This is a genomic window from Fimbriimonadia bacterium (genome assembly GCA_039961735.1).
Lineage (GTDB): Bacteria > Armatimonadota > Fimbriimonadia > Fimbriimonadales > JABRVX01 > JABRVX01.
This window is the reverse complement of record JABRVX010000009.1, coordinates 187,376-200,957: the sequence shown is the minus strand read 5'-3', so window position 1 is coordinate 200,957 and position 13,582 is coordinate 187,376. Positions and strand designations below refer to the sequence as shown.

The window sequence follows — 13,582 nt, the reverse complement described above, 5'->3', positions numbered from 1 at the left end:
GCCCTCATCGTGCGATGAGGGCCGCGCATTTGGCGAGCGTCCGGAGCTTACGGTGTTCCTGACTGGCCGAAGTAGACCAGACAGATGTTCAGATCGGGTAGGTCGACGAACCCCGAGCCGTTGAGATCGATCGGGCAGGGCTTGGCCTGACCGAAGTTCAACAGCACGACGTTGATGTCGTCGAGCGTGACGGTGTTGTAGCTGAGGCCCGCGGGATTGGCGTCACCGGCGCGGATGCCGGCTCCCAGAGGACCATCCACCAGCGCGATGCTGGTTGGGCAACCCGTGACAGCCACGCTATCCGACTTCGCGGCGAGGAAGCCGCAGGGCTTGACCCACACATCATACACGCCGAATAGCACGTTGCTGATGGTGATGCGGCCCAGCGCGTTCAGCGTTCCAGTCACCGTTCGGACCGGTGTGGTGGTGCCGGGGTAGCGCAGCTGCACTTCAATCGGTAGACCGTTGACGGAACCGATAAACTGCGGATCCAGCTTGACCTCGACGGTCAAGTTGCAGGTCTGCGGGATTGCCGTTGGCGTGTATACCATCGAGACGTTGGCCACCTTGGTGGTAGCGCGGTAGCTCTCTCCGGCGGCGAAGGTCTTGGGCGAAGTGATCGGAATGCCCGCCTCGTTCGCCAGACCCGAGATCAACGTGCTGGGTGCGCCGAACACGCTCTGCATGGTGCCAGTGTCCGTGGCCCACAGCTGGTTCGCCGGACCGTCGTCGTCCCACAGTACGGTCTTGCCTGTGTACGAAATCCCGACGAGCTGCTGGCTTCCCGGCGACGGCAACATTCCGTACCAGCGCGGTAGGTTGTCGAGATCGAACGTCTGCTGGTTACCGTCGATGTCGAGGGCCGTGCCGCTTGCAAGGCCGTTATAGGTGAAGTTGGTGGCTGCCCCGGGTGGGTTGATCTGGTAAGCCTCGCCGAGCTGTAGGAACTCGAGACCCTTGTACCACGGTTCGCCCGGAGCGGGCAGTCCGGTGTAGAGGGTGCCGTTGAAGAGGCGGCGGGCATTCAGCGAAGGCGGGATGATGTTGGGCGAGTAGGTGGTAGCCGGTGCCGGCAGCGTCACCAACTGTTGGCCAGCAGCCACCGGTACATTGATGACGGTGGTCGGCGGGTTCTTGAGAATCTCGGACTTGCTGCGGATCCACAGCGTCCGTGCTATGCGCGGGTCACTCGTGGAGTAGTAGTTGCCCGCGAGTACGCCCGTGGCAATGACCGTGTCACCGACGGTCAGCCAGTCCACTAGATCGGGCTCAGTCGTGTAGCGGTCATCTAGCTTGATGGCGATGCGTCCAGTTCCGTCGTCGATGTCGACCCAACTCTGGAAGGGCGAGCCCTGCAGAGCGGACGGAGAGGCGACAACGCGACCGACCACGGTAGCGAGGACCCCTTGGTTCGGGACGGCGGACGCAGGCAGTGTCTGTCCAAGAGTGGCGTCGTGGCACTCCGGGCTAACGTTGTTGGTGTTCATCAGCACGGGAGCTGGAACCGGATTGCCAGAGGACACCACACTGACGAAGCTGGTGCGCGAGTTGATCTCACGGTTGCCGCGGAAGTTCAGCAGGGTGCCGGCCACGTTGAGAGCATCACCCCGAGCCGCAATCGGGAAGGCCTTGTTGCCGTCCGGCAGGTAGATGTTCTGGCCCGCTGGAACGAAGGGGTCCTGGACCCACAGTTGGCTAGTGGAGCTTAGCCACCCTCCTGCGTCGTTCTCCGCACACGTGACGATCGGGTTGATCGTACCAGGGATCGAGGCATCGATTGCGACGGGGTAGCCGTCGGGCAGGTTGTTGATGACTGCCTTGAGAGCAGCCACCGACTTGAATGGCACCGCGTTGATGACGGGTGAGAACACGTGCGAGGTGTTGAGGAAGAAGTCCACCCCGGTATTCTGGTACCGAATGATAGGCGAGAGGATGCCCTTTCGAGCGGGTCCACCGATCTTGAAGGTGCCCTTGTAGATACTTGATCCGGGCGACGTCGGGGGCAGCACGAGGCTGGTGATTGGTGCGCTGGTAACGGGGTCGAGTGCTCCACCAGGCCCGAGCACACCCAAGTCTAGCGTGACTGTTGCACCACCCGGATTGAACTCCAGTGCGTTGACGGTCACGTCCACGTTGGAGCCGGGCAACGGAGGCTGGTTGGTCTGCAGAGCCACGGTCGAGTAGGTGACACGGTTGGGAGGACCACCGCTCGCCGCGATGTCCGACTGGTAACGTGCTTGAACGCCTGTGCAGTTCCAGATGTCGGTACCCTGAAGCAATAGGTGGCTGTTAACCACACCGTAGACGGGGTCGCTGTTTCCAGGAGGAAGAACGCTGCAGTCAATCGGCACGGGCGTTTCTCCGGTGCCGAGCGAAGGCCTGGTGTTGACGAAGACCGCGGCAGCGTTGAGTGTGCTATTCCCGCTGCTGTCCGCAATGACGAACCCGACTTTGCTATTGTTGTACGACTGCTGGATGTTGTTCGGATTCAGCATGTCGTACTTGAAGCCATGAAGCTCTACTAACATGCCTAGAAGCGGGTTGACGATCAGGTTGCCCTGACCGAAGCCGACAACACCCTTTCGGGAGTGCTGATCCACCAGGCCTGCGGTCGCAGAGGACGCGAACTTGGTGTATGGGAAGGCAGCGAGCGTGCCCGGCGTGATAACCGTAGGCGCGACGTAGTTGTTCTCCGAGAGCACCTGTATGTACGGAAACTGCACGTCGTCCCGCATATCGATGATAGGCTCATTGCCGATAGTCAGCGAGAAGATTGCCGAGATCGTGCCGTAGCTGATCGTTGCATAGCCCTTGACACGAACCCTGTCTCCCTCTCGCGGAAACCCGTAGAGCTGTCGGTCTGCGAACGACAGCGGGAACGCGCCGTTCGGAATACTTCCGTAGTTGCTGCCGAAAACGACCTTGATGGCGTTGCTGTAGACGGTGCCACCGATGTTGCGGTTGGCTGAGGGATCCTGGATGACCATCGCACCGAAAGACACACCCTCCTGTGCCAGAGGCGGTGTTTCTGTGGTGCGGTAGAACTTGGGCGGTGACACCACGATACCTTCGACTTCGACAATCTGCGGTGCCGAGTTGTTGTTATACGCGTCATAGGCTAGATAGTTAGCCTGTGCCGTAGTCTCCAGCGCGTAGCTTGCGACGACAGCGGTGAGGGCAGCCAGGGTTATCCCGAGCCGCGCCACACCGCGTACGAGAGCTGTGGACATGTGCATCTCCTTTGAGCAGAAGTTGATGTGGTTAGATATGACGACGAAGGGGCGTTGAGTCTGCGTACAGAGGCGAGTGGACGCCATGGACACATAGGTGCGCTTATTCTCTCTCTCGTTCATAGCATCTCAAAGCAAGTAAGGACAGAATTCGGAGAGGGGTGGCAGCCGCGTCTCGGCGGCACACCAACCTAATCTCTCAAGAGCGAAACGTACCAGTGATTATCGTCACGCGTCGGCACCCACGGATAGCGCTTCGGACGTTGTGCTTTCACGTGACCGTCACACATAAGAAAGTTGTTCACTTCGGTGTGCCAAGGCTCGCCGCCTCGGTAGCTGCCGGTGCGGATCTCCTCGAACTCATAGACTCCGTTGGGCTCCGAAGCGCTCTTCTTCGGATGCCCCATGAAACCTTTGACGAAGGTATAGCCCCCGCTTCGGCGAGGTGAACCGAGGTATGGTCCGCGACTGCTCATCCCTTCTACCGGCACACCCTCGAACAAGAGAACGGTATCACCGGGAGCGCGAAGGTACGAGTAGCGAAGAGGAATCTGGAATGGGATCTGCGCGATACTAGAGAAGGTGTTCTTGCCGATGGTGCCCTCGTAGTATCCGAAGTTCTGCTCCACTGACCCGATCTCCGGATGCGGACTGCGCAAGTACCAGTTCATACCGTAGCTCCGGATGGTGAGTTGCTTGAACGTGATACTCCCCCCTGACTGCGGGATGTCCGTCTCGTGGTAGAGAGGGAACAACTTCGGGCATGACCACACCGAGATACCCTTCTTCTCGTCCGAGCTACGATTCCTCATATATGCGTTGAGGCCACCGTTCGGATTGGTGTCTGCCATATCCCAGAAGGCCCCCTGGACATTGAGCCCCGGCTCGTCGTTCTGCGCAGTGTCGTACTGGTCGCGAGTGCCCGGCAGCGGCCACTTCTGACTGTAGTCGTTACCATAGAGCGTGAATGCGATTCCGAACTGCTTAAGATTGCTCGCGCACGTGGCCTTGTGCGCCTGCTCACGTGCTCGGGCGAAGACAGGGAACAGAATCGCCGCCAAGATCGCGATGATCGCGATGACCACCAAGAGCTCGATCAGGGTGAATCCCCCGCAGGGCCTGATTGGCTTCATCCGCACCTCCTTGCTAAAGTTGCCGGATCGAACTTGTTGTACCACACCGGCAGATTTGGGCTGTGTTAGGAGTCGGTGAACTTTTCGCCGAAAGCGTGGAGGGTATACATACGCGACCCGCAACCGAAGCAAGGAGCAACCGATGACCGCTATCGCACCGAAATGGGACCTATCCGACCTATTCGAATCGCCCGCTGACCCGAGAATCGAGGCCGCGCTCGAGAAGGGACTGGCACGTGCGCAGCAGTTTGCCACCCGGTACCGCGGACGCATTGGGTCTAAGGACCTCGAAGCCGCTGAGTTACTAGCAGCCCTTCGGGAGTACGAACGCTTGCTGCAGGAAAACAGTAAGCCGATGGAGTTCGCTGGGCTCCTCTATGCCGCGAACACCGGGGACCCTGAGAACGCAAGATTCATGCAACTAATGCAGGAGAAAGCTACACAAATCTCGCTGGAGACTATGTTCTTTACACTCGAGCTACTTGCAGCGGAAGAGGAGCACATAGAGAAGCTGCTCGACGATCCGGTGCTCGAGAACTATGTCCACTTCGTCCGTGCGTCCCGAGCTTTCCGCGACTACACGCTTTCCGAGCCCGAGGAGCGGATTCTCGAGGAGTGTAAGAACTCTGGAGCCCGCGCTTTCGGCCGACTGTTCACGGAGGTTCTCTCCAACCACCGCTTCCGGTTCGAGCTTCGTGGGGAAGTCTCCGAGCAGACGGAGTCCGAGCTGCTCGATAAGCTACGCTCGCCTGACAGGGAAGAACGCCGCGCTGCAGCCGAGTCCCTGACTAAGGGCCTGGCCGATCTCGAGCGTGTTCTCGTGCACACTTTCAACACGCTGTTACTGGACAAGTCAATCAACGATCGACTGCGCGGTTTGCCCTCGCCGATGGAGTCCCGGCACATCAGTAACGAGTTGGACAACGACACGGTCGAGTTAGTGATGCAGGTCTGCGAGCAGGAGTACCCACTCTGCGCTCGATACTACCGGCTGAAGAAGCAGATTCTGGGCCTGGACGAGCTCACGCACTACGACCGCTACGCACCGCTGTTCGAAACCGAGTCACGGGTAGAGTGGGGCCAAGCAGAGGAGATCGTGCTCACCAGCTTCGGCAGGTTCTCCTCCACGATTCGCGAACACGCGGAGCAGTTCTTCCGAAAGGGATGGATTGACGCCGCCCCCGCACCGGGAAAGATGGGCGGAGCTTTCTGTTCCTACGTTACGCCGGACGTCCACCCCTACGTCTTCCTCAACTACCACGGGAAGATGGACGACGTGCTGACCTTGGCCCACGAGTTGGGGCACGGCGTCCACGCGTCACTCTCTGCGGAACAGACCTATCTCAACTACAGCGGGACCCTGCCGCTTGCCGAGCTCGCCAGCACCTTCGGGGAGATGCTCGTGTTCGATGCGCTGCAGGAGACCGCTACGCCGAAAGACCGTCTGGCGATGTACGCCGAGAGCATCGAGGGCGCTTTCGCCACCATCTTCCGACAGGCCGCGATGTACCGGTTCGAGCAGGACATCCATTCGCACCGAAGGGAGAAAGGCGAGATGACCGCCGAGGAACTGGGAGCCTACTGGCAATCCCGCCAGCAGGCCATGTTCGGCGATAGCGTGGTCCTGGGCGACGACCACCGTCGCTGGTGGTCCTACGTGCCCCACTTCGTTCACTCGCCGTTCTACGTCTACGCGTATTCGTTCGGGGAGCTGTTGGTGATGTCGCTTTACCGGATGGCGCTGGAGCAGGGGCCGGCTTTCGAGCCGAAGTACGTCGCTCTGCTTCGGGCAGGCGGCAGCAAGAGCCCGCATGAGCTGATGTCCAGCGTAGGGATCGACCTACGTTCCCGGGACTTCTGGTTGGGGGGCTTTCGAGTGCTGGAAGACAGGATTCAGCGATTCGAGAGGCTCTGGGCAGAGTTCAACACATAGGCCTGGCCGTGGGGAGAGCGCAGGAAAAAAGTTGGGCGGGAGCCAGGGGCTCCCGCCCCATGTTTCACTCTGACCAAGCGAAAAGCGCACCAAGCCGACCGGCCGACGGGTTGGTCGGTCGCCACGTCATCGTGCTGCTCTCGTCGGTCGCGATGCGGCTACCGGAGGAACCGCGCACTTTGCATCGCGCGCTGGAAACGCTTGCCAGAGCATGAGCCGGCTGCCAGGCTGACGCGCCGTAGGGACGGGCATTCACCCAACGAGGCCCATGAACAAAAGCGGATAGTCGGGATGGGGAGGTAGTGAGATGCCGCGTGCCGCGAAACCGACACGTGAACACTCGCGCGATAGGAGAAACAGTCGCTTCTAACCCGACAAGGCTGCCGGGGGACCACCATCCAGTATCCAAAACAATCTCTCCCTTGAGAGAATCCAAAACAGGCAACGCAATGCTGCCTCATCCGGCCTCATGAGCCGTCTGCTTCATTATATTACCGCAACTTTCGGCTCTTTGCCATAGCCGATTTGAAGATCTTGCCATTGGCCCCGCAAGATTGCGGGGCAATGCCCAGATTGGGCAGGAATCTGTGCGTCGGTATAATGGCCCTATGCTCGAGGATGCTCTGCGGCGCGTCAAGCTCAGGGCGGCTGCACTATCCATCGTCTCCAACACGCTGCTGGTCGTTCTGAAGCTGGTGGTCGGCGTGATGACGCTGTCGGTGAGTGTCATCTCGGAAGCCGTGCACTCTGCTTCTGACCTCGTGGCCAGCCTTCTCGCGTTCTTCGGCATCCGAGCCGCCGCTGCTCCTGCCGATGAAGGGCATCCCTACGGCCATGGCAAGGCAGAAAGCCTCTCGGCGTTCGTTCAGGCCCTCCTCATCTTTGCGGGTGGCTGCGTTGTGGTGGTGGAAGCGCTGCGGCGCATCGTCCACCCTGCGGAGATACAGGTGGACCTGGCGATCGGTGTAATGTTGCTCTCTGCCGTAGCCAACACTCTTGTTTCCGCCTATCTCCTCCGGGTAGCTCGGCAGACCGAGTCGCCCGCTCTCAAGGCGGATGGTTATCACCTGCTGACGGACGTGTGGACATCGGTCGGCGTCTTGGCTGGGCTAGTGCTGGTGAAGCTGACCCATTGGCACATCGTGGATCCCCTAGTCGCCATCGGGGTGTCACTGATGATTATGCGGCTCTCGTGGCACTTGACCCTGGAAGCTGTTCACCCTCTGATGGACGCAGCTCTGCCGCAGTGGGAGGAAGAGAAAATCCGCGCCATCTTACTCTCGGACAGTCACGTTCGGGACTTCCATAAGCTGCGTACACGCCGGTCCGGACGTTCGAGGATGGTGGACGTGCACGTTCTTCTGGACGACGACCTCTCCTTGGTGGACGCGCACCACATCGCCGAAGAGCTGGAAGACAAGGTTCGACAAGCGTTTCCGAAAGTCGAGGTAAGCATCCACTTCGAGCCCCATGAGGCCGAGCTACTCCACCAACAGACTCACCACGCGTAGCCCGCTAGCACAACGGGCGGCCGGTCTGGGTCCGGCCGCCCGCTACGCGTCACTCCATAACCGTCTCGGTGTAGGAGTTTTCTACTCGGGTGTGGGTTGGTTACTGCTTGTTCGTTCTTCTCAACGGCTTTGACGACCGAGGACCCCCGTTTCGTTCACTAGGGCGGCGGGTTGTAGTCCGATTAGGACTTGGGTCCCAACTCCGTCAGTGCCGCCTGAACGTCGGCCACCGAGCATGCATGCGAGATGCGTTCCCTGAGGCGAGCTGCGCCCTCGAAGCCCCGGAAGTACCCGGGCAACTGACCACGCAGGCTCCGGACTGCTCGGTCCTCGCTACCGAGCTCCGCGATGTGCCGGTTGAGATGCTCCAGAGCTACCCGGCAGCGCTCTTCGAACGAAGGTTCCGGGCGCGGTAGGCGACCTTCGAGGTGGTCCCTCACCTGTGCGAGGAACCACGGGTTCGCAATAGCCGCTCGCCCGATCATCACGCCGTCGCATCCGGTTTCTCTGAACATACGCTCAGCGTCCTGGGGTGTGTGAATGTCGCCGTTGCCGATGACCGGAATACGCACCGCTCTCTTCATCTCTCCGATGAGTGACCAGTCGGCTCTGCCAGTGAACCCCTGCTTTGCCGTACGCGCGTGCAGGGTGATGGCCTGTGCCCCGGCTCGCTCGAACCGAGGGGCGAGGGATATAGAAGCCAGGTGTGCGTAATCCCATCCTGCTCGGACCTTCACGGTCACCGGCACGTCCACGGCGGCAACCACCGCTTCCACCACGGCAAGCGCCTGCCCGGGCTCCTTGAGGAGCGCAGCGCCGCTACCCTGCCGGCACACCTTGGGCACCCAACAGCCCATATTTATGTCCACGATGTCGGCGCCCATGTCCCTCGCGATGCGGGCGGTGTCGGCCATGACCTCGGGCTCGGAGCCGAATATCTGGACTGCCAGCGGCCGCTCCTCGTCCTGCACCCTCATCTTGGGGATTGAGCGAGATGGCGCGTAGCGCACCGCCATTGCGCTGACGAACTCGGTTACCATGAGGCCTGGGCCGCCGATACGCTTGGCGATGGCGCGGAAGGCGGCGTTGGTCACGTCCTCCATCGGCGCGAGCACGATTGGCGGGTCTACAAGCACTGGGCCGATGCGGAATGGGCGCACAGTCGGATTATGCCGCACCCGCACGGCCCGACGAAAAGCTAGAGTGAGTAGTGAGAATCCGGCACAATAGATAGGGATCCTCAGTAATGGGCCAAGGAGGGACAGATGGGCTTGTTCGCAGCCTGTATTTTGATGATGACCGCTGCGCTTGCCGTGGACGAGCAGCGCGACCTCGAGGTCGGCGGCGCAACTCTGCACGTACACATCCGTGGCGCGGACAGTGAGAACCCGTATGCTTTGTACCTGCACGGTGGCCCAGGGTATTCAGCCTTACCCTTTATGGCAACGGCCGGACCGGAGCTGGAGCGCTCACTGACCGTCGTGTACCTCGATCAGCGTGGGTGCGGCTTGTCTTCGCCCCTAACTGCCGCGGAAGCCAAGGCGTACTCCATAGAACGTCTGGTCCGCGATATCGAGGTGGTGCGGGAACAGTTGGGCATTGAGAAGTGGGCAGTGATCGGACACGCGTGGGGCGGGCTCCTTGGATTGCACTACGTCACTCAGCACCCTGAACGAGTCTCGTGCTTCATCAACATCAGCGGGCTTGTGTCCGTGCCCATCATGACCGACGATGTGCTTGACAACGCCGCTTTCAAAGCCAAGCAGTGGCTAAAGGAGGGTAGCGAGGGTGAAAAGGCCCGCGCGAAGGTGATCCAGGAACAAGTGGACTCCCTGCGCAAGATGTCCCAATCGGACCCCCGCCGGCTGGCCGGTGCTTACGTGCTCGCCCTTGGGGATGCGCAACTCTACTTCCACGACCCGAACTCGGCAACAGTGCAAGCGGAGCTTCGTAGACTGAAAGCGGAAGCCGATAAGTATAAGATACCAATCGAAAAATTAGACTTATCGGCCGCGGTCAGCACAGCGCTCGTGCAGAACGAGAGCTTTCACACTATGGACGCGACGCCGCTACTGAAGAAAGTGTCGGTGCCTACTCTGCTGATCGGAGGTCGTTCGGACGGTGTGGTGACAGTACGGCAATTGGAGATTGCGCGCCGCTTCGTCAAGGGGGCGCAGTTCGAGATCCTCGATGATTGCGGGCACTTCGCGTTCTATGAGCAGCCGCAGAGACTGATGCTCGCCATTTTACGCTTCCTTCCTCGCGCGGATTGGCGGCGGCCCGAAGGCGACTAGAGCCCGCATCGGTTGCACAAGAACTCTCTGCACACGGCTGCGCTGTCGCGTGGTGTGGTGAGGCTCTGGTCCACCTCGACGGTAAGCCAGCCGGAGTATCCCGCGTCGGTCAGCACCTGCACGATGGCTTGGATGTCAATGAAGCCGAGGCCGAGCTCGCAGAAGTTGCCGTAAGTCGGTCGCCCAAGCTGTCGGTCCTTTAGATGGACGTACCTGGTGCGGGCAGCGTAACGGATGAAGTACTCGACGGGACACGCTCCCCCGGCCGAGAGCTGTGCACTGTCGAAGCCGCAGAACAGCAGGTCAGGGTCCGTGTACTCGAGGAACAGATCAATCTCCTCGGGCCGCTCGATCAGCGTGTGGATGTGGTTGTGGAACGCGGGAATGACACCCGTTTCCTCACGCAGCCGTCTGCACAAGTCGTTGACATGGCCTGCATACTCGCGAATGACGGACGGCGGGTGAGACACGGAACGCTCCACCTGCCGCTCCGGCGCCGACAGCACGATGATCTCCGCATCGAGCTCTCGAAGAGCCCGGGCGATGGCGAGTTCTTGTCGCAGTTCCTCCTCGCGCGTCGCAGGATCGAGCAATGAGACCCCGGTGTAGGTGGCGCTGCATCGTAGCCCTGCCTCCTCCAGCATGCCATGCAATCGCGGGATGTCCTCCAGATAGTTGGCGACTGGCGGCTCGATGCCTTCGTAGCCGAGGGTCGCGACTTCTTGACACACTTGTTCGAGCGGGGTGTTGCCCCACGTGATGGGTTGGATCGCGATCGGGAGGCTGCTGCTCACTTCGTCCCTTCCTTGCGAGCAGGGGACGCCTGCATTGCCCATGCTTCGCTGTACCGATTATACTGTTCGCATGGCTTCCCATCCTCTCATTGGTATCACCGCGGATCTCGTCGAGAACGCTTCGGGCCCGCCGGAACGCGCACTTCTCTCCTATTGCCAAGCTGTCGTCATCGGAGGCGGGGTGCCTTTGGTGTTGCCGTTCGTGGACGATCCGGCGCCTTATGCAGAAAGGCTCGACGGATGGCTGATTGCGGGTGGCAGGGACCTGCCTCCCGAGGAGTATGGGGAAACGCCGCAGCCGGAGACCGAGCCAATCTCGGAGGCGCGACATGCCTTCGAGAAGCGGCTCTGGGAGTGCTTCTTGCCCACCGGCAAGCCTATCCTGGGTATCTGCTATGGGTGCCAGTTCGCCAACGTACGGCTGGGTGGCAGTCTGTACCAACACATCCCCGGCGCGCTACCCAATGCGCACCCTCACACTGGGGGGCCGGGGCAGCCGCTGGTTCACCCCGTCGCTGTCGAAGCCGACTCACGTCTGGCCGAGGCATGTGGGCTGTTTCAGTTCGAGTGCTCTAGCTCCCACCACCAAGCCATTCACCGCGTGGCTCCCAACCTTCGGGTCACCGCCCTAGCCGACGATGGCGTGATCGAAGGCGTGGAGTCGCTGGACGGCAGGTGGCTAATGGGCGTGCAGTGGCACCCTGAGCGCACACCTGATAGTCCGGCGACCGTCGGGTTGATGCGTGCATTCGTGCGTGCAGCCTCGCAGGCGGGCGCACGATGAAGATCGCGGTTACACCCTTCGCCACCTCGTCGTCGGCGTCCGCGGCACATGGTCGCCAGTTCGCACATCTCGTTGGCGAGAGCCTGAAGGCCATCCCCGGCCTGCAGGTGATGGAAGTGTCTTTCATGGCGCGGCTGCAGCGTGAGGACAGAGAAGAGCGAGTCATGGTGGCTGGCGGGCCCCACGATGCAGAGTGGTCGCGCAAGCTGCTCGAGCACCTGCAGGCTGACGCCGTGCTAGATGGGCTTCTCGAGATGGGAGACCGGCTGGAGTTGACCCTGCGAGTGACCATGGCCGAGTCCGAGGAGCCCATCGAGCGCACGCTGTCCGCCGACAGGACGGAGGTGGCAGACCTTATCGAGCAGATGCTTCTTGAGAGCGCAAGGATGCTCGGGCACGAGTCTGCAGACGTGGCGCGTGCGTTAGGTGCATCACTTCGGGAGTCGACCGGCGAGGCGGTGCTTGCTTTGCTACAAGGATGGGACGCACTCGCCTATCTGCGGCATGTGGGTGACTACCTGCCTGAAGATGCCGATTTCGAGCCGGCGTTCGACGCCCTAGTGCGTGCCGTGCGGCTAGACCCCGACTACTTGGCACCCTACGAGGCACTGATCGAACTAACACGCCAGTGTGTGCATCTGGGTCCCATACACGCCGACGTGATCGAGCGAAGCCTCAAAACGGTGAACGAGCTGTGCGAAGACGACTGGCGTGGGTGGTATTCGCTGGGAGACCTGTATCACCGCATGAACCAAGACTCTCTTGCACTGGAGTGCTTCGAGAAGTCGCTGAAACTGAATCCCGCCGAACCCGCGTTGTGGACGCGGTTAGGTTTCACGCAATCGTCGTTGGGACTCAATGCCGAAGCGATGAAGTCTTTCGAAGAAGCCATCTCCAGAGAATCACCCCTCGAGCCGAGCCCGACAGCACCGGCCTACGCATCGCTTTTGACCAAGGAAGGTAGGCCGGACGAGGCCCATGCACTATGGCAGCGCATCCTGGACCGAGATCGTACTGTGGCCATCCACTGGATCAACCTCGCTATGAGCCATGAGAGCCGCGGAGAGAGCGACGCAGCGCTCCAGGTGCTGGAGGAGGCACTCCAAGCAGTCGATAGTCCGGAGCAGGTGCACGTGCACTTGGCACGTACTTACATGCACCGTGAGAGCCACGCGAAGGCGCTAGCACACTACGAAGCTGCCGCTGAGGCACTACCTAACCAACCGGGGCTGGCCGTCGAGCTGGCTGACTGCCTTTACTTCTGCGGCAGGGTCTCCGATGCGATTCGAGTGCTGAGAGACGCACTGGCCCAGGACCCTGGGCCGCCGATTCGTGCAGCCCTCGAAGCTCGAAGGATGGAAATGGAGGAACCAGAGAAGCTGGAGCGTTTCCGACAACTGACTAAGCGGCTGATGGAGGGCCGCGACGAGGCAGCGTTGTTCGAACTGGAGCAGGTTGCTCGGTGGCTCGGAGATTACTGGCCGGTGTGGGAGGTATTAGCGCGCGGTTTCAACCGTATGGAGAAGGCCGAGAAGGCGGAAGCAGCGTCGAGACGGCTGTTGGCGTTGCTGCCGCAGTACCCTACCGCCTACGGTGAGCTTGCTGCTGCGCTCTTCGCACAAGGTAAAGCCGATGAGGCGTTCCGAACGTTTCGACAAGCTTTACGGAAGCTGCCCTACGACCCGCTCGTATTGGCCAACTACGGCATCGCGGCGAAGATGCTCGGTCGCGACGAGGATGCCGAGCGAGCGGCTCGTAGCCTGGACGCGATGGGCCAGGAAGAACTCAGCTCCCGCGTACGCGCGGCTCGCCGTCCAGACTTTCCCCGGCCTACGATTGAATAGCACAGCCGTCACCCCACATTCTGCGATCTTGGCGATTCCTTGGACTCTCCGCGTGATAG

Annotated in this window: 8 protein-coding genes and 1 pseudogene; 5 read left to right on the top strand and 4 right to left on the bottom strand. The window is 60.8% G+C overall.

Annotation, left to right across the window (positions count from 1 at the left end; translation table 11 throughout):
* Positions 1–47: 47 nt before the first annotated feature.
* Together HRF45_04170 and HRF45_04165 are read right to left on the bottom strand one after the other, a co-directional pair.
* Positions 48–3,353, bottom strand: coding sequence for a hypothetical protein (locus HRF45_04170; protein MEP0765721.1), 3,306 nt, complete (start codon positions 3,351–3,353; stop codon positions 48–50).
* 821 nt (positions 3,354–4,174) lie between these two features.
* Positions 4,175–4,363: pseudogene (locus HRF45_04165) on the bottom strand (prepilin-type N-terminal cleavage/methylation domain-containing protein).
* A gap of 142 nt (positions 4,364–4,505) precedes the next feature.
* Here HRF45_04165 and HRF45_04160 point away from each other — a divergent pair.
* Positions 4,506–6,296: a M3 family oligoendopeptidase gene (locus HRF45_04160; protein MEP0765720.1), complete on the top strand. Its 1,791-nt coding sequence runs from the start codon at positions 4,506–4,508 to the stop codon at positions 6,294–6,296.
* Between the two features lie 608 nt (positions 6,297–6,904).
* Entirely contained in the window at positions 6,905–7,807 is a 903-nt protein-coding gene (locus tag HRF45_04155) for a cation transporter (protein MEP0765719.1), read from the top strand.
* A gap of 182 nt (positions 7,808–7,989) precedes the next feature.
* Here HRF45_04155 and dusB read toward each other — a convergent pair whose 3' ends face one another.
* Complete coding sequence (gene dusB, locus HRF45_04150; protein ID MEP0765718.1) at positions 7,990–8,967, bottom strand: tRNA dihydrouridine synthase DusB; 978 nt, start codon at positions 8,965–8,967, stop codon at positions 7,990–7,992.
* 105 nt (positions 8,968–9,072) lie between these two features.
* Here dusB and HRF45_04145 point away from each other — a divergent pair, with 105 nt between their 5' ends.
* The gene (locus HRF45_04145) at positions 9,073–10,101 is read left to right on the top strand and encodes an alpha/beta hydrolase (GenBank protein ID MEP0765717.1); all 1,029 of its coding nucleotides are present in this window, start codon (positions 9,073–9,075) and stop codon (positions 10,099–10,101) included.
* On the opposite strand, the gene HRF45_04140 is transcribed toward HRF45_04145, so the two are convergent.
* Entirely contained in the window at positions 10,098–10,895 is a 798-nt protein-coding gene (locus HRF45_04140) for a TIM barrel protein (protein MEP0765716.1), read from the bottom strand. The two genes, HRF45_04145 and HRF45_04140, sit on opposite strands and share 4 nt — an antisense overlap.
* 70 nt (positions 10,896–10,965) lie before the next feature.
* On the opposite strand from HRF45_04140, the gene HRF45_04135 reads away from it, so the two are divergent.
* Together HRF45_04135 and HRF45_04130 are read left to right on the top strand one after the other, a co-directional pair.
* Positions 10,966–11,679: a gamma-glutamyl-gamma-aminobutyrate hydrolase family protein gene (locus HRF45_04135; GenBank protein MEP0765715.1), complete on the top strand. Its 714-nt coding sequence runs from the start codon at positions 10,966–10,968 to the stop codon at positions 11,677–11,679.
* A complete protein-coding gene (locus HRF45_04130; GenBank protein ID MEP0765714.1) occupies positions 11,676–13,523 on the top strand; it encodes a tetratricopeptide repeat protein in 1,848 nt (615 codons plus the stop codon). Before HRF45_04135 ends, HRF45_04130 begins: the two co-directional genes overlap by 4 nt.
* The last annotated feature ends 59 nt before the right edge of the window (positions 13,524–13,582 follow it).

What these genes read in the sequence shown, in the direction of transcription:
- HRF45_04170 (MEP0765721.1), bottom strand. Translation starts at nt 3,353, where the DNA reads ATGAACGAGAGAGAGAATAAGCGCACCTATGTGTCCATGGCGTCCACT.
- HRF45_04160 (MEP0765720.1), top strand. Translation starts at nt 4,506, where the DNA reads ATGACCGCTATCGCACCGAAATGGGACCTATCCGACCTATTCGAATCG.
- HRF45_04155 (MEP0765719.1), top strand. Translation starts at nt 6,905, where the DNA reads ATGCTCGAGGATGCTCTGCGGCGCGTCAAGCTCAGGGCGGCTGCACTA.
- HRF45_04145 (MEP0765717.1), top strand. Translation starts at nt 9,073, where the DNA reads ATGGGCTTGTTCGCAGCCTGTATTTTGATGATGACCGCTGCGCTTGCC.
- HRF45_04135 (MEP0765715.1), top strand. Translation starts at nt 10,966, where the DNA reads ATGGCTTCCCATCCTCTCATTGGTATCACCGCGGATCTCGTCGAGAAC.
- HRF45_04130 (MEP0765714.1), top strand. Translation starts at nt 11,676, where the DNA reads ATGAAGATCGCGGTTACACCCTTCGCCACCTCGTCGTCGGCGTCCGCG.